Origin of the sequence: Roseateles saccharophilus (genome assembly GCF_004342485.1) — a bacterium.
GTDB classification, from domain to species: Bacteria; Pseudomonadota; Gammaproteobacteria; order Burkholderiales; family Burkholderiaceae_C; genus Pelomonas; species Pelomonas saccharophila.
Genome location: NZ_SMBU01000001.1, coordinates 373,253 through 390,051, shown reverse-complemented (window position 1 = coordinate 390,051; position 16,799 = coordinate 373,253). Strand labels below are relative to the sequence as shown.

Below are 16,799 nucleotides of genomic sequence, written 5' to 3'. Positions count from 1 at the left end.
GACGCGCCGCGCCATTTTCTGCCGACAAGACGTTCCACAAATCTTCACGACTCAAGGAATCCGCATGAAAAGAACTCTGGCCGCCGAAGCGCTGTTCGCGCTGACCGCGGGCGCGCTGTGCGTCAGCGCCGCGTGGGCCCAAACCACACCGGCTGAACCCGCCGCAGCACCGGACGAGAACAACAAGCTCGACACCGTCATCGTGACCTCGCAGCGGCGCGAACAGGTCATCAGCAAGGTGCCGATGAGCGTGGCGGCCATGAACTCCGCGGGGATAGAGAAGGCCTCGGTGCGCGACCTGAGCGACATCAGCCGCGTGACGCCGGGCCTGACCCTGAGCAGCCCCGACCCTTCCGGAGAAACGACGATCTCCATCCGCGGCATCAGCTCCAACGTCGGCGGCTCCACGACGGGCCTGTACATCGACGACGTCCCGGTGCAGATCTTCAACGTCTCCGGCTGCCCCACGCTGTGCGGCGGCAACACCAGCCCCAAGATCTTCGACCTCGACCGCGTCGAGGTGCTGCGCGGCCCGCAGGGCACACTGTACGGCTCCAGCTCCGAGGGCGGCGCGGTGCGCTACATCACGGCCGCGCCCAAGCTGCGCGGCGAGCTCACGGGCCTGGCGCATGCCGAGGTGTCGAGCTGGCAGGGCGGCGCCCCCAGCGCCGAGGCCGGCGTGGTGCTGGATGCGCCGCTGGCCAGCGACGTGGCCGGCTTTCGGCTGAGCCTGTGGGGCCAGCACCAGGGCGGCTACGCCGACGCCTACTCGCCCACGACGGGCGAGCGGCTCAGGCGCAACATCAACGCCAGCAACTCCCAGGTCGCGCGCCTGGCGGTCAAGATCGTGCCGACCGATCGGCTCTCGATCACGCCGTCCTACTACTACCAGGACGTGCGCATGGCCGACCGCGCGACCTACAACCCGGCGCTCGGCGTCGATAAGATCGACAGCAACATCGCCCAGCCGACGCACGACCGCTTCGGCATCGGCGCCGTCAGCACGGACTACGACTTCGACGCCTTCGCCGCCAAGCTCATCATCTCCAACCTGCACCGCACCGCCCACCGCACCGACGACTACTCCAACTCCGGCGAGGGTCGCACCTATCTGAACACCCTGGACATCCCGGCGCAGTTCCCGCTGGCCAACCTGGCCCAGCTGCTGCCAGCGCGCAAGGGCATGGCCACGGCGAACTCGCTGACCGTGAACGGTCAGAACACCTGGACCGAGGAGATCCGCCTGACCTCCACAGACAGCAAGGCCTCGCGCCTGTCCTGGATCGCGGGTGCCTATGTCCAGGTCGCGCGCCAGGCCTATGACCAATACATCTACGAGAACGTGGCGCAGCTGTCCTCGATGTACGACGCCCTGTGGGGCGCCGGCGGCAGCCTCTACGACCCCAACGACCCGCTGGGCGGCAACACCAGCTACACCCAGCACGACCACTACAAGAACACCCAGCAGGCGCTGTACGGCGAAGCGAGCTACAAGCTGCGGCCCGATCTGACCGCCTCGCTGGGCCTGCGCCTGACGCGCATGACGGCCTACTTCGACAGCACGATGGACGGCTGGTGGGCGGGCGGCAGGAACGTCTTCACCGGCAACAACGAGGAAAAGCCGGTCACGCCCAAGGTCGGCCTGTCCTACCAGGCCACGCCCGACAGCCTCTACTACGCCACGATGGCCAAGGGCTTCCGGCAAGGCGGCGTGAACCCGGCGCTATCGACCAACCCGACCTGCAAGACCGACCTGGACAACCTAGGCGGCGCCGGCGTCGAGCCGCTGCTCTTCAAGTCCGACTCGGTCTGGAGCTACGAGTTCGGCGCCAAGCAGACGCTGGCCCAGGGAGCGGTGCAGGTCAGCGGCAGCCTGTACTGGATCAACTGGCGCAATGTGCAGACCCTGATCGAGCTGCCCAGCTGCGGCTTCGGCTATATCGACAACGTCGGCACGGCCACCAGCAAGGGCTTCGACCTCGGCGTGGACGCCAAGCTCAGCCCGCACCTGACGCTATCGACGGCGCTCGGCTACGACCGCGCCAACTACACGGAGTCGGTGACCAACGCCGGCTACGCGCTCGGGCTCTCCAAGATCCAGTACATCGTGAAGAGCGGCGACACGCTGCCGACGCCGCGCTGGACGGCCAGCGTCGGCGCCGAGTACGCCTGGCACTGGAGCGGCATGGGTGCGGCCTATGCGCGCGCCGACTACCAGTTCGCGACGGGCTACCACGCGGTCGGCAGCGCGGGCACGCAGAACTACAACGCCCTCACCCACGACGTGAACGCGCTGCACATGCTGAACCTGCGCGCGGGCGTCAAGTCCGGTGCCTGGGACTACGCGCTGTACGTGAAGAATGCGCTGAACACGCGCACCGAGATGAGCCGCGCCAACACCTTCACGCAATCCGCGATCACGGGCGAGGGCTCGACGCATTTCCTGGGCACGGCTCTTGAGCCGCGCCTGATCGGCGCATCGGCCAACTACCGTTTCTGAGGCAATCCATGAAGCTCAATCCGAGAAAGCTCCCCGTGCCGCCAGGCTCCGGCGGCCGCCTCAGCGCGCTCGCTGCGGCGCTGCTTTGCCTGTCCGCACCGGCCTTTGCCGCGGAGCCCGCGGACCTCGTGTTCACGGGCGGCCTGGTCTACACGGTGGACGCCAAAGGCCATGTGGCGCAGGCGCTCGCCGTCAAGGACGGGCGCATCGCCTTCGTCGGCAGCGACCGCGAGGCGCGCGACCACATCGGCGCGGGCACCCGGGTCGTGCCCCTGGGCGGACGCATGCTGATGCCCGGCCTCATCGACGGCCACATGCACCCCATGGGCGGCGGCGAGGGCACGCTCAGGTGCAACCTGGACTACAAGCCCCTCACGGTTGCGCAGCTGCAGGACAAGGTGCGCGCCTGCCTGGCCGACATGGCCGGCAAGGGCGAGGAGCAGGAGTGGCTGCAGGTGGTCAACTGGGACCGCCAGGCCACGGCCGCCGGGGACCGCGACCCCACGCTGTCCGACCTCGATGCACTGGGCGGCAAGCGGCCCATCATCGTCACGAGCATCGACGGCCATTCACGGCTGAACAACAGCGCCGCGCTGGCCGCCGCCGGCATCGATGCGAGCACGCCCAACCCCACTGGCGGCCTGATCGCCAAGGACGCGCAGGGCCACCTCACCGGCATGCTCGAAGACGGCGCGCTGCTGTTCAGCGACAAGGCCGTCCCCGCGCCGACCGAAGCCGAGCGCCTGCAGTTCGCGCGCATTGCGCTGGACCTGCTGCGCCGCCAGGGCGTCACCAGCTTCCTCTCGGCGCTGAGCGACGAGGCCGAGGTCGCCACCTTCGCCCAGCTGTCCAAGGCCGGCGAGCTGACCGCCCGCGCCAGCTTCGCGATCAAGGTCGACCCCAAGGACTCGGACGATCCGGCCCATGCGGTTGCCGCCGTGCACGACATCGCCGCGCGCTACACCGAGTCACCCACCGGCGCCCGCCCCAGCGTGGACGTGCACACCATCAAGCTGTGGATGGACGGCGTGATTGCGTCGCCGGCACAGACCGCCGCGCTGCTGGCGCCCTACAAGGTCAACCACGGCAGCCACACGCACCAGAACTGGCGCGCCGGCCCCTCCAGCGGCCAGAGCTATTTCACGCGCGCACAGCTGGACGGCATGCTCGAACAGGCCGCGAAGGCGGGCCTGGACGTGCACATGCACGCCATCGGCGACGCCACCGTGCGCCTCGCGCTAGACGCCGTCGAACACGAGCGCGGGCGGGCGCCGCAGTCGGGCCTGCGCCCCGCCATCGCGCATGCCGAACTCGTGGACCCGGCCGACTACCGCCGCTTCAAGGCGCTGGACGTGACGGCCGTCATGTCGTTCCAGTGGGCGCAGCGCGCGCCCTACTCCATCGAGGCCGCCGAGAAGCCGCTGGGCCCCGAGCGCTTCGGGCGCATGGAGCCGGAGGGCAGCCTCCAGGGGGCAGGCACGCGCATCGCCTATGGCAGCGACTGGCCCGTGGACCCGCTGGCCTACTTCTACAACCTGCGCGTGGGCCTGACGCGCAGCGGCGACCCGACCCACCCCGCCGGCTTCGGCCCCAAATACGCGGGCCGGCTGAACCAGGATCCGCTGCTCAAGCGCGGCGACGCCCTGCGTGCCATCACCGCCAACTCGGCCTACCAGCTGCGCATGGAGGACAGGGTCGGGTCCCTCGAAGCCGGCAAGCTGGCCGACCTCGTGGTGCTGGACCGCAACTTCATGACGGCGCCGCTGAACAAGCTGGCCTACACCCAGGTGCTGCTGACGATGGTGGGCGGCCAGGTCGTGTGGGCCGCCCCACCGTTCAATTGATCCGCAGCCAGGTGGTCTTCAGTTCGGTGTACTTGTCGAAGGCGTGCAGCGACTTGTCGCGGCCGTTGCCCGACTGCTTGTAGCCGCCGAAGGGCACGGTGATGTCGTCCTCGTCGTACTGGTTGACATGCACCGTGCCGGCCCGGAGCTTGCGGGCCACGCGGTGCGCGCGGTCCACATGCGAGGTCCAGACGCTGGCCTGCAGGCCGTAGCTGGAGTCGTTGGCCTGCGCGATGGCGTCGGCCTCGTCCTTGAAGCGCAGCACCGAGAGCACGGGGCCGAAGATTTCCTCCCGTGCGATGCGCATGCTGTTGGACACGCCGTCGAACACCGTGGGCTCGACGTAATAGCCGCCGCTCGCCTCGCGGGCACGGCAACCTCCGGCGACGGCGCGGGCGCCGTCCTGCGTACCGGCCTCGATATAGCCCAGCACGGTGCGCATCTGCCCTTCGTCGACGAGGGCGCCCATGACGGCGTTCGGGTCGAGCGGGTCGGCGGCGGCATAGCGCGGCGCTTCGGCGGCCAGCCGCTGGACGAAGTCGTCGGCGATGCTCTCGTGCACGAACACGCGCGAGGGCGCATTGCAGCTCTCGCCCTGATTGAAGAACATGCTGCCGGCGATGGTTTTCGCGGCGCGGTCGAGGTCGTCGAAATCCGGGAAGACCAGCACTGCCGACTTGCCGCCGAGCTCGTTGTAGACGCGCTTGAGGTTGGAGCGGCCCGCGTAGTCGAGCATGCGCCGCCCGACGCGCGTCGAGCCGGTGAAGCCGATGGCGTCCACGTCCGGGTGCAGGGCCAACGCCTCGCCGGCCTCGTGGCCGAAGCCGGGCACGACGTTGAAGACGCCTTCGGGCAGGCCGGCCTCCAGCGCGAGTTCGGCCAGGCGCAGCGCCGTCAGCGGCGACTTCTCGCTGGGCTTCAGGATGACGGAATTGCCCGCCGCCAGGGCCGGGCCGAGCTTCCAGGCCGCCATGATCATGGGGTAGTTCCAGGGCACGATGGCGCCGATGACGCCCATGGGCTCGCGCTGGATCAGGGCCAGCGCGTTGGCGGCCGTCGGCGCGATCTCGTCGTAGATCTTGTCGATGGCCTCGGCATACCAGTCGATGCAGCGCGCCGCGGCGGGCACGTCGACGGCCAAGGCGTACTGGATGGGCTTGCCCATGTCCAGCGTTTCGAGCAGCGCGAGCTCCTGCTGCGCGCCGAGGATCAGCCCGGCAAACTTCTGCAGCACGCGCTTGCGCTTGGCCGGCGCCTGGGCGGCCCAGCGGCCGTCCTCGAAGGCGGCGCGGGCGGCGCGCACGGCCGCGTCGATATCAGCGGCCTGGCCGCGCACCACCGGGCCGAGCAGGCGGCCGTCGATGGGCGAATGCTTGGCGAAGGTCTCGGCCGCGGCCACGCGGCGGCCACCGATCAGCGCACGGCCGTCGATCTTCAGCGCCGCGGCACGGGCGTGCCAGTCGAGGGTTGCGTGAGGGTTGCTCATGGTCGGTTCTCCTTGGTTCTGCCTTGACGTGCCAGCCACAGGCTCACGGCGATGACGCCCAGCGAGACCACGGCCACGATCACGGTGGCGACGGCGTTGATGCTGGGCGACAGCCCCAGCCGCGCCCGCGAAAAAATCACCATCGGCAACGTCGTCGCGCCCGGCCCGGAGAGGAACTCCGAGAGCACGACGTCATCCAGCGACAGCGTGAAGCTCAGCAGCCAGGCCGAGGCGAGCGATTGCCCGATCAGCGGCAGCGTGACGAGCCAGAAGATCTGCCAGGGCTTGGCGCCGAGGTCGAGCGCGGCCTCCTCCAGCTGTGGCGGCAGTTCGCGCAGCCGGGCCTCGATGACGATGGTGGCGTAGGACAGGCACAGCAGCACATGGCCCAGCCAGATCGTCACGAAGCCGCGCCGCGGAAAGCCCAGCAGGTGCTGCACCGAGACGAGGAACAGCATCAGCGAGAGGCCGACGATGACCTCGGGCATCAGCAGCGGTGCGTTGATCATGCCGACGAACAGCGGCTTGCCGCGAAAGCGCCGCAGCTTGACCATGGCCCAGGCCGCGAGCACGCCCAGCACCACGGCGGTCGTCGCGCTCATGAAGGCCACGCGCGCCGACAGGCCCAGAGCGGCGATCAGCTCGTCGTCGCGCCCGAGCTGGCCGAACCACTTGAGCGTGAAGCCGGCCCAGACCTCGGGCACCGGCGAGTCGTTGAACGAATAGACGATGAGCGCCACGATGGGCAGGTAGAGGAAGGCGAAGCCGCCTGCCAGCCAGGCGCGGCTGACGCCGCGGGAGAGTCGGACGGCGTTCATCGCTTCGCCTCCTGGGCTTGGACCTTGTTGTAGAGCACCATAGGCAGCAGCACGAGCAGGGACAGCAGCACCGCGATGGCCGAGGCCAGCGGCCAGTCGTTGTTGCCAAAGAACTCGTCCCACAACACGCGGCCGATCATCAGCGTGCGCGGCCCGCCCAGCAGCTCGGGCGTGACGAACTCGCCGACACAGGGAATGAAGACGAGCATGGAGCCCGCGACGATGCCGCCGCGCGAGAGCGGCACCGTGATGCGCCAGAACGCGCTCCACGGCGTGGCGCCGAGATCGGCCGCCGCTTCGAGCAGGCGCAGGTCGAGCTTGGACAGCGTGGCGTACAGCGGCAGCACCATGAAGGGCAGGTAGGTGTAGACCATGCCGATGAGCAGCGAGAACGGCGTGTTCATGAGCAGGCCCGGCGCCTCGATCAGGCCCAGCGCCGCGAGCACCTGGTCCAGCCCCAGCGCGTGGATGGGCGTGGCGACCCAGCCGCCCGGGCTCAGCAGCACCTTCCAGGCGTAGACGCGCAGCAGGAAGGAGGTCCAGAACGGCAGCATCACCAGCATCATCAGCAGCGGCTGGCGCTTGGGCGCGCTGCGCGCCATGAAGTAGGCGAAGGGGTAGCCGATGAAGAGGCAGCCGAGGGTGGTGAGCCCGGCGTAGCGCAGGCTGCTGAGGTAGGCGCGCAGGTAGAGGTCGTCGTCGCCGAGGAAGAGGTAGTTGGCCAGCCGCAGCCGCAGGCTCAGCGTGCCGTCGGCATAGCCGACGATGTCGCCGACGCGCACCGCCTCCATCTCCGAGAGGCTGATGCGCAGCACGATCAGGAAGGGCAGCGCGAAGAAGACCAGCAGCCAGGCATAGGGCAGGCCGACGACCCAGCGGCCGCCGTTGAACTTGCCGGCGAAGGAGAGACGCTTGCCGAACATCACTGCGTCAGCACGATCTGCGCCAGATCGCTCCAGTGCGCCCAGGCTTCGTCGCCGATGGCCAGCGGCGCCTCGCCGTGGCGCTCGGTGTTGGCGAGCGAGACCTTGAGCCGGGCGCCGCTGGCGAGCCGCAGGTGGTAGACGGTGTAGGCGCCGAAGTAGGCGCGCTCCTGCACGCGCACGCGGGCGGCGTTGAACTGCGTGTCGGCCGGCGCCGCGCGGGTGAGCTGGATCTTCTCGGGCCGCAGCGCGATGGCGACCGGCTGGCCGCAGCTGCCGCTGATGCCGTGGCCGACGCGATGCTTCACGTCGGCGCAGCCCACGACGATGTGGTCGGGCTCGTCGACCTCCAGCGTGCCCTCCATCAGGTTGACGTTGCCGATGAAGTCGGCAACGAAGCGGGTGGCGGGCATCTCGTAGATCTCGCGCGGCGCGCCCACCTGCAGCAGCCGGCCCTCGCTCATGACGGCGATGCGCGAGGCCAGCGTCATGGCCTCCTCCTGGTCGTGCGTGACCATCACGCAGGTCACGCCGACCTCACGGATGATGCGTGCGAGCTCGATCTGCGTTTCTTCGCGCAGCTTCTTGTCGAGGGCGCCGAGCGGCTCGTCGAGCAGCAGCAGGCTGGGCCGTTTGGCGAGGCTGCGCGCCAGCGCCACCCGCTGCTGCTGGCCGCCGGAGAGCTGGTGCGGCTTGCGCCCGGCATAGGGCTTGAGCTGCACGAGTTCGAGCATGGCCTCGACGCGCTCGGCCACCTCGGCGCGCGGCCGGCCTTCGCGCTTCAGGCCGAAGGCGATGTTGTCCCGGACCGTCAGGTGCGGGAACAGCGCATAGCTCTGGAACATCATGTTGATGGGCCGCAGATGCGGCGGCAGCGCCGCGAGGTCCTGCCCGTCGAGCAGGATGCGGCCACCCGTGGGCGTCTCGAACCCGGCGAGCATGCGCAGCAGCGTGGTCTTGCCGCAACCGGAGGAGCCCAGCAGTGCAAAGATCTCGCCGCGCTCGATGGCCAGCGACACGCCGGCCACGGCCACCGCGCCGCCGCCGAAGTCTTTGACCACCTGGTCGATCTCGAGGAATGCCATGGGAATGTTCAATAGCCTGATTTGAAGGCAGTGAAGAGGTGGGTCATCTGCCGGCGCGTCTCGTTGGCCAGCGCGCCGGGCGCGATCATGCGGGCCATCTCGGCGTCACTGGGGTAGACGGTCGGGTCGTTGGCGATCTCGGGCCGGATCAGCGCGCGCGCGGCGCGGTTGGGGCTGGAGTAGAAGACCTTGCTGGAGATCGCCGCGGCGACTTCGGGGCGCAGGATGTAGTCGATGAACTTCAAGGCGTTGCCGGGATGCGGCGCGTCCGCCGGGATGACCAGGGTGTCCATGAAGAGGATGCCGCCGGTACTGGGCAGCAGGGCTTGGATGCGCTGGCCGGTCTTGCCGGCGATGGCGCGCTGGCGTGCGATGTTGATGTCGCCGGACCAGCCGAGCACCACGCAGATCGATCCGTTGGCCAGGCTGTTGATGTAGCCCGATGAGCTGAACAGGGTCACGTAGGGCCGGATGCTCTTGAGCAGCGGCGGCAGCGCGTGATAGTCGGCCGTCGAGCGGCTGTAGGGCGGCAGGCCGAGGTAGTGCAGCGCGGCCGGGATGACCTCGGTCGCCGAGTCCATGAAGCTCACGCCGCAGGACTTGAGGCGCGAGATGTAGCGCGGGTTGAACAGCAGCTCCCAGGAGTTCTCGGGCAGCGGCAGCGGTGCGATCGCGGCGCGCACCTTGTCGACGTTGATGCCGACCGTGGAGAACCCCCAGAGCCAGGTCACCATGTACTGGTTGCCCGGATCGAGCTTGGCCAGCTGGGCCTGCAGCACCGGGTCGAGGTTGCCGTAGCGGGGGAGCTGGCCCTTGTCGATCTTGCGCAGCAGGCCACCGTCGGCCTGGATCTTGGCCCAGTAGGACGAGGGCACGACGAGGTCGTAGCCGGTGTCGCCGGCAACCATCTTGGCGTGCACGATCTCGTTGTTGTCGAAGGTGTCGTAGCGGACCTGGATGCCCGTTTCCTTCTCGAAGTTGCGGATCGTGTCCTCGGCGATGTAGTCCGACCAGTTGTAGATGTTGAGCAGCTTCTCCTCGGCGGCCTGCGCGCGACCCGCGCCGCCGAGCAGCAGGCCGATGCCGAGGAGGAAGAGCGCCGTGGATTGTTTGAACATACTGCTGCCGCCGCGCCCTTCGTACACGGGACTCGCGCTCAGAAGGTGTAGCTCGCGCCGACCGTGAAGTAGCGGCCGATCGCGCCGTCCTGGTGCAGCGCGGGGTTGTAGGGCGCGCCGCCGTATTGCGCGCCGTTGCCGGTCGAGCCGAAGGTCTGCAGGTCATACGGCGCGTGGCGGTCGAACAGGTTCACGATCGAGCCGTGCACGCTGAGCTGCTTGGAGACCTCGTACCTGCCGGTGAGGTTGAAGGTGGTGAACGACGGCACGCGGCAGAACTGGTTGGGCACCTTGCCGCTCGGGAAGGTGAATGCCAGGGCCGTGGCGCAGTCGTTGTAGCCGTAGGAGGGGTCGAGCACCGAGATGCCGCTGGTGTAGTTCAGCGTGCCGGTCAGCTCCAGGGGCCCGCGGGTCCAGGTCGTCGTCAGCACGGCGCGGTTTTGCGGCGTGCCCGTGTCGCCGGAGACGAAGCCCGGGCCGTGCGTGCCCGCCAGCGGATAGTTGGTGCCGAAGAAGTTGGCGTCGTACTTGAAGACGCGGGTGAAGCTCAGGTCGATGACCAGCTTGCCGGTCTCGCCGAGGTCGAAGCGCCCGCGCATGTCCAGGTCCACGCCGTTGGTGTGCGTCTGGCTGGCGTTGACGAACTTGTAGGTCTCATAGGCCATCGAGCCGTCCGGGTTGCGGAAGATCTGCGCCAGGTAGGGGTTGTTGATCGACGTCGTCGGGTTGGCGGGGTCGTAGGCCGCCGCGATCTGGATGGACCCCAGCAGGCCCGGCGAGCTGATCTGGTTCTTGATCTTGATGTCGTAGTAGTCGAGCGAGAAGTTGAAGATCTCGTTCGGCTCGAAGATGACGCCGAGCGTGTAGGAGTCGGACTTCTCAGGCTTCAGTTTCGGGTTCGAGAGCTGCAGCTCGGGGATGCTGACGTTGACCTGCTGGACGGGGTCGTACACGGGCGAGAGCTTGCCCGAGGTCGAGCCCGAGACGCCCATCTCGGCGGCGTTCGGCGCGCGGAAGCCCTTGGCATAGGTGCCGCGCAGCGTGAGCTGCTTGCTGGGCGTGAACTTGAAGCCGATCTTGGGCGTGGCCGAGCTGCCGTAGGTGTTGTAGCGGTCCACACGCGCCGCCGCGTCGATCTCGAGCTGCTTCGTGAGGGGTGCCACCACTTCGGCGTAGGCGGCCGAAATGCTCTGGCTGCCGATCGCGAAGGAGTAGATGGGCGAGCTCTGGTCGCCGGACGAGAAGCCCGCCGGGAATTGCTCGTTGGTCGATTTGTGGATCAGGTCGAAGCCCGCGCCCACGGACAGCGGGCCGCCGCCGAGCTTCACCAACTCACGCGAGACGCGGGCGCTGAGGAAGTTCAGGTCGCTGGTGGAGGTGGCCGAGGCGCTCGGTGCCAGCGCGGCATAGGTTGCCGCGGTGACGCCGCGGAGCCGCGCATAGGGGTTGGCCGGGATGGCGGCGGGGATCACATAGCTGCTGTTGCCGACGGCCGTGTTGAAGGCGGAGGCGCTGAGGAAGTTGTTCGCGTTCAGCTTGGTCTCGGCGCGGGTCCAGCCGATCGAGGCGTCGATGTTCCAGTCCCCGGCGGTGCCGCTGAGTTCGGACACCAGGCGGTAGGAGGTGGTGTCGGCCTTCTGCGTCTGCGGGCCGATGTCGGACAGCGTCAGCAGGCCCGCATTGGCATAGGCGGCGGGCACGGGAATCGGCCCGACGCTGCCGACGGTGGGGCTGTTGTAGTTGGCCGGGCCCCACTTGAGCGTGGGGATGGTGATCGTCGAGCTGGCCGCGTCGACCGGGTAGGCGTTGAACACGCCGACCTGGGTGGCCTGGCTGTTGAAGACCGAGCCCTGGATGTTGAACTCCCAGTCCTCGCTGATCTTCTTCGTGAACTTGCCCAGCAGGTTGATGTTGCGCGTCTTCGGTTGGAGCTCGTAGTAGGGGCTGGAGCCGCTGCTGAGGTTGGCGCCGCCATAGGGTGTCCAGTCTGCAACGGTCAGGTAGGGGCGCGCGCTCAGCGGGGTCGCGTTGCGCTGCTTGTATTCCAGCGCCACGTAGGCGTTGTAGCCGTCCTGCCCGTAGTCGCCCCAGCCGTGCGTCACGGCCGCGTGCACGCTGCGGCTGTCGCCCTTGCCCGAGAGGCCCGCTTCGCCCAGCATGTTGGTGCCGTTGAAGCTGCGCTTGAGGATCACGTTGACGACGCCGGCCATCGCATCGGAGCCGTAGACGGCGGAGGCGCCGTCCTTCAGCACCTCGACGCGCTCGATCGCGTCGAAGGGGATCGAGGAGAGGTCGACGAAATCGCGCTCGCCGTCGTCGGGCATCGGGTAGGGTGCCATCCGGTGGCCGTTGATCAGCACCAGCGTGGCACCCACCGTGAGGCCGCGCAGCGACACGCCGCCGCCGCCCGCCGCGAAGGCCGAGGCGTTGGCCTGGCTCAGCGAACCCATGTTGTTGGCCGTGATGCCCTGCAGCACCTCGCTGAGGCTGTTGTAGCCGGACTGCTTGAGGTCGTCGGCGCTCAGCGTCTGCACCGGGCTCGGCGTCTCGCCGCTGATGCGGCGGATGTTGGAGCCCGTCACCACCACCTTGTCCAGCTTGGACTTGTCCTTGCCGTCGGCCTGCGCCTCGCCGGGGTCGGTGGCTTGGGCCAGGGCCGGCTGGCTCAGCAGCGGCAGGGCCAGCAGGCAGGCGGAAACCACGGTGGTGAGGGGAAAGCGGGTCAGGTTCTTCATGAGGTTCAGAGCTCCGATGGGTTCGATGGCGAAAGTCCGAAACGGGGGGCAGCGGCTTCCACTGCTGAAGGGCGTGAACTGCCTCTACTGGAACCAGCCGCGTTGCCGCAGGTCGTCCAGGGTCAGGTCCAGGCAGCGCTTGATGAGCTGCATCAGTTCATCGATCTGCCCGCGGCTGATGACAAGGGGCGGCGCAATGATCATCCGATCACCAACCGCCCGCATGATCAGGCCGTTGCCGAAGCAGTGGCCGCGGCACACCATGCCGACAGACAACTCGCTAGCAAACGGCGCGCCCGAGGCCTTGTCCTTGACGAGCTGCACGGCGCCCATCAGGCCGCAGGTCTGCGTTTCGCCGACCAGCGGGTGGGCCGACAGCTCGGCAAAGCGCTCGGCCAGGTAGGGGCCGACGTCTTGCCTGACATGCTCGACCAGGTTGAGGCGCTGGATGAGCCGGATGTTGGCCAGCGCCACCGCGCAGGCCACCGGATGCCCCGAGTAGGTAAAACCGTGCTCGAAGTCGGTGCCGGCTTCGATGAGGGCGTTGGCGACGCGCTCGCCCACCAGGACGCCGCCCAGCGGCACATAGCCCGAGGTCACGCCCTTGGCGAAGGTCATCAGGTCGGGGCGCGTGCCCATCGTCTCGCCGCCGAACCACTGGCCGGTGCGGCCAAAGCCGCAGATGACCTCGTCGCTGACGAGCAGGATGCCGTACTTGTCGCAGATGCGCTGGATCTCGGGCCAGTAGGTCGAGGGCGGCACGATGACGCCGCCGGCGCCCTGCACCGGCTCGCCGATGAAGGCGGCCACCTTGCTGGGGCCGACGGCGAGGATGGCCTCCTCCAGCCAGCGCGCGGCGGTGATGCCGAACTCGTCGCGCGACTGGCCCGCGGGCCGGCCGTGCAAGTACCAGTGCGGCTGCTCGATGTGGACGATGCCGGGAATCGGCAGGCCACCCTGCGCATGCATGCCGCTCATGCCGCCGAGCGAGGCGCCCGCCATGGTCGAGCCGTGATAGCCGTTGCGGCGGCCGATGATGACGTGGCGCTCGGGCTGGCCCTGCAGGTCCCAGTAGCGGCGCACCATGCGCACGACGGTGTCGTTGCCCTCCGAGCCCGAGCTCGTGAAGAACACATGCTTGAACTGCGGCGGCGAGACCTGGGCGAGCAGCTCGGCCAGCTCGATGGCCGGCGGCGTCGAGGTCTGGAAGAAGGCGTTGTAGAAGGGCAGCTCCTGCATCTGGCGCGCCGCCGCATCGACGAGGCTCTGCTGCCCGTAGCCGGTGTTGACGCACCACAGGCCGCTCATCGCGTCGAGGATCTTGTGGCCCTCGCTGTCCCAGATGTAGATGTTCTCGGCGCGGGTGACGATGCGCGCGCCCTTCTTGGCCAGCGCGCCGTGGTCGGTGAAGGGGTGCAGGAAGTGGGCGGCGTCGGCGGCCTGCCATTCCCGCGTGCTGCGCGCGCTGGCGCGCGCCGGAGAGGTCTGAACGGTGGTGGTCATCATCGAGTCCTGGAATCAGAAGCCGAGGCGGTCGCGGAGCTGGTAGTACCAGGCGCCGAGGCTGGTCAAAGGCACGCGGAACATCCGCCCGCCGGGGAAGGGGTAGTGGGGAAGGCGCGCGAAGGCGTCAAAGCGGCCGGCCTGCCCGTCGATGGCTTCGGCGAGCACGTCGCCGATCAGGTAGGTGAAGGTCACGCCATGGCCCGAGCAGCCGTGCGAGTAGTAGATGTTGCCGGCCAGGCGGCCGACATCGGGCAGGCGGCTCAGCGTGAGCTGGAAGTTGCCGCTCCAGGCGTAGTCGATGCGCACGCCTTCGAGCTGCGGGAAGGTCTTGAGCAGCTTGGGCAGGATGACCTGCCGGATCTCGGTGATCTCGGGGGCGCCGTAGGTCACGCCGCCGCCGTAGACCAGGCGGCCGTCCGCCGACAGGCGGAAGTAGTCGAGCAGGTAGTTGCAGTCCTCGACGCAATGGTTGTGCGGCAGCAGCGCGCGGCCGCGCTCGCCGAGCGGCTCGGTCGCCACGACCTGCGTGCCGCAGGGCATGGAGCGCGCGAGCAGCTGCGGTTCGAGATTGCCGACATAGGCATTGCAGGCGACCAGCACGAACTTCGCGCGGACCTGGCCCTGGTCGGTGTGCACGACGGCCGTGCTGCCGCGCTCGATGCGCTGGACGCGGCTGTGCTCGTGGATCACGCCGCCCAGCGATTCGAGCCCGGCTGCCTCGCCCTGGGCCAGGCGCAGCGGATGGAAATGCCCGCCGGTCGGGTCGACCAGCAGCGCGCGGTAGCGCTCGGTCTGGACCAGGTCGCGGGCGCGCGCGCCGCGGACGATCTCCAGGCCCGGATGGCCGAGGCCCTCCCACAGCGCCTTGTGGTGCTCCAGCTTGGCGACCTGCTTGTCGGTCAGCGCCGCGAAGATGCCGCCGTCCTGCAGATGGCAATCGATGCCGAACTCGCGCACATTGCGGCGCAGCACGGCGGCGCCGTCGAAGGCCATGGCGCCCAGCGGTGCGGCCACCTCGCGGCCATGGCTGGCGGCGATGGTGTCGATGTCGCGCGAGTAGCTGTGCACGATCTGGCCGCCGTTGCGGCCGGAGGCGCCCCAGCCGACGCGCGCCGCTTCGAGCACGACGACGCGGTAGCCGCGCCGGGCCAGGGCCAGGCCGGCGTTCAGGCCGGTATAGCCGGCGCCGACGATGGCGATGTCGGCGTCCACCGTGCCGCGCAGCGCGGGACGGGGCGGCTGCGGCAGCCCGGAGGCCGCGTAATAGCTGCCGACGTGGTCGAGGTTCTGCATGGCCGGCGGATCAGACGTGCAGCAGCAGGTGCTCGCGCTCCCAGGGCGAGATCACCTTCATGAATTCGTCGTACTCGGTCTCCTTGACCTCGGTGTAGACGGAGATGAAGCTCTCGCCGAGCACGGCGGCCAGGTCCTTCTCGGCGCGCAGCAGCTCCAGCGCCTCGCCGAGGCTGCGCGGCAGCGCGAAGTCGCCGAGGTAGGCGTCGCCCTTGCATTCGGGCGTGGGCTCGATGCGGTTCTTGATGCCGAGGTAGCCGCAGGCCAGCGTTGCGGCCAGCGCCACATAGGGGTTGGCGTCGGCGCCGATCACGCGGTTCTCGACGCGGCGCGCCGACGGCGGCGCCACCGGCGAGCGGATGCCCACCGTGCGGTTGTCGATGCCCCACTGGATGTTGATCGGCGCGGCCGCGTTGCGCACCAGGCGGCGGTAGCTGTTCACATAGGGCGCGAACAGCGCCATCGCGGCCGGCACGTATTTCTGCAGGCCGCCGATGTACCAGAAGAACTCCCGCGTCGGCGAGCCGTCCTCGTTGGAGAAGATGTTGCGGCCCGTCTTCTTATCGACGACGCTCTGGTGCACATGCATGGCGCTGCCGGGCTCGCCCGCGATGGGCTTGGCCATGAAGGTGGCGAACATGTCGTGGCGCAATGCGGCCTCGCGCACCGTGCGCTTGAAGAAGAACACTTCGTCCGCCAGGCCCAGCGGGTGTGCGTGGAAGAAGTTGATCTCCATCTGGCCCGCGCCGATCTCGTGGATCAGCGTGTCGACGTTGAGCTCCATCTTCTCGCAGTAGTCGTAGACATCCTCGAACAGAGGGTCGAACTCGTTGACCGCGTCGATGGAGTAGGCCTGGCGCGAGGTCTCGGCGCGGCCGCTGCGGCCGACCGGCGGCTTCAGCGGTACGTCGGGGTCGGTGTTGCGCGCGACGAGGTAGAACTCCAGCTCGGGCGCGACGACCGGGTCCCAGCCCTCGGCGTCGAAGAGGTTGCAGACGCGGCGCAGCACCGAGCGCGGCGCGAAGGGCACGAGCTGGCCATGACGGTCGAAGCAGTCGTGGATGATCTGCGCGGTCGGGTCGGTGGCCCAGGGCACGAGGCGCACCGTCGTCGGGTCGGCGCGCAGGTGCATGTCCATGTCGTTGGGGCTGATGACGTCGTAGTAGGGCCCTTCTTCGGGGAACTCGCCCGTCACGCCCATCGCCACCACGGCCTCGGGCAGCCGCATGCCGCGGTCTTCGGTGAACTTCTCGCGCGGCAGGATCTTGCCGCGCGCCACACCGGTGAGGTCGGGGACGAGGCATTCGACTTCGGTCACGCGGTGGTCGCGGAACCACTGCTCAAGTTCGCTGAACGTGTACTCGTTTCTGAGCACCATAGGGCACCTGTAGGTCTTGGGGGGGCGGGCCGCAGGCGTGTCGATGCGGCCCTGGGTCGGGAAAGGAACGGAAAGACTCGGCGCAATGGCACGGGAGGCCGCGCGCTGGCGCT

Annotated in this window: 11 protein-coding genes; 2 read left to right on the top strand and 9 right to left on the bottom strand. The window is 68.6% G+C overall.

The genetic code is table 11. The annotated features are described in order from the left end of the window. The first annotated feature begins 64 nt into the window (after positions 1 to 64). Positions 65 to 2,500 (top strand): TonB-dependent receptor, encoded by a 2,436-nt coding sequence (locus tag EV671_RS01700; RefSeq protein WP_132569371.1) that lies wholly within the window; start codon positions 65 to 67, stop codon positions 2,498 to 2,500. Between the two features lie 8 nt (positions 2,501 to 2,508). Next, positions 2,509 to 4,344, top strand: coding sequence for an amidohydrolase (locus tag EV671_RS01695; protein WP_132569369.1), 1,836 nt, complete (start codon positions 2,509 to 2,511; stop codon positions 4,342 to 4,344). Here the strand turns inward: EV671_RS01695 and EV671_RS01690 are convergent. The 9 genes from EV671_RS01690 to EV671_RS01650 form a co-directional block, all read right to left on the bottom strand. Next, positions 4,337 to 5,830: an aldehyde dehydrogenase gene (locus tag EV671_RS01690; RefSeq protein WP_132569367.1), complete on the bottom strand. Its 1,494-nt coding sequence runs from the start codon at positions 5,828 to 5,830 to the stop codon at positions 4,337 to 4,339. The genes EV671_RS01695 and EV671_RS01690 overlap by 8 nt on opposite strands. Further along, positions 5,827 to 6,648, bottom strand: coding sequence for an ABC transporter permease (locus tag EV671_RS01685; RefSeq protein ID WP_132569365.1), 822 nt, complete (start codon positions 6,646 to 6,648; stop codon positions 5,827 to 5,829). The genes EV671_RS01690 and EV671_RS01685 overlap by 4 nt, the downstream gene beginning before the upstream one ends. Next, positions 6,645 to 7,571: an ABC transporter permease gene (locus EV671_RS01680; protein ID WP_132569363.1), complete on the bottom strand. Its 927-nt coding sequence runs from the start codon at positions 7,569 to 7,571 to the stop codon at positions 6,645 to 6,647. Before EV671_RS01680 ends, EV671_RS01685 begins: the two co-directional genes overlap by 4 nt. Further along, complete coding sequence (locus EV671_RS01675) at positions 7,571 to 8,656, bottom strand: ABC transporter ATP-binding protein (protein ID WP_132569361.1); 1,086 nt, start codon at positions 8,654 to 8,656, stop codon at positions 7,571 to 7,573. Before EV671_RS01675 ends, EV671_RS01680 begins: the two co-directional genes overlap by 1 nt. Before the next feature lie 8 nt (positions 8,657 to 8,664). After that, positions 8,665 to 9,774: an extracellular solute-binding protein gene (locus EV671_RS01670; RefSeq protein WP_132569359.1), complete on the bottom strand. Its 1,110-nt coding sequence runs from the start codon at positions 9,772 to 9,774 to the stop codon at positions 8,665 to 8,667. 38 nt (positions 9,775 to 9,812) lie between these two features. Continuing rightward, positions 9,813 to 12,509: a TonB-dependent receptor plug domain-containing protein gene (locus tag EV671_RS01665; protein WP_132569357.1), complete on the bottom strand. Its 2,697-nt coding sequence runs from the start codon at positions 12,507 to 12,509 to the stop codon at positions 9,813 to 9,815. Between the two features lie 84 nt (positions 12,510 to 12,593). Beyond that, complete coding sequence (locus tag EV671_RS01660; protein WP_132569355.1) at positions 12,594 to 14,012, bottom strand: aspartate aminotransferase family protein; 1,419 nt, start codon at positions 14,010 to 14,012, stop codon at positions 12,594 to 12,596. A 15-nt stretch (positions 14,013 to 14,027) separates the two neighbouring features. After that, positions 14,028 to 15,308 (bottom strand): NAD(P)/FAD-dependent oxidoreductase, encoded by a 1,281-nt coding sequence (locus tag EV671_RS01655; protein WP_132569353.1) that lies wholly within the window; start codon positions 15,306 to 15,308, stop codon positions 14,028 to 14,030. Between the two features lie 10 nt (positions 15,309 to 15,318). After that, positions 15,319 to 16,686: a glutamine synthetase family protein gene (locus tag EV671_RS01650; RefSeq protein ID WP_132569351.1), complete on the bottom strand. Its 1,368-nt coding sequence runs from the start codon at positions 16,684 to 16,686 to the stop codon at positions 15,319 to 15,321. Positions 16,687 to 16,799 lie beyond the last annotated feature (113 nt).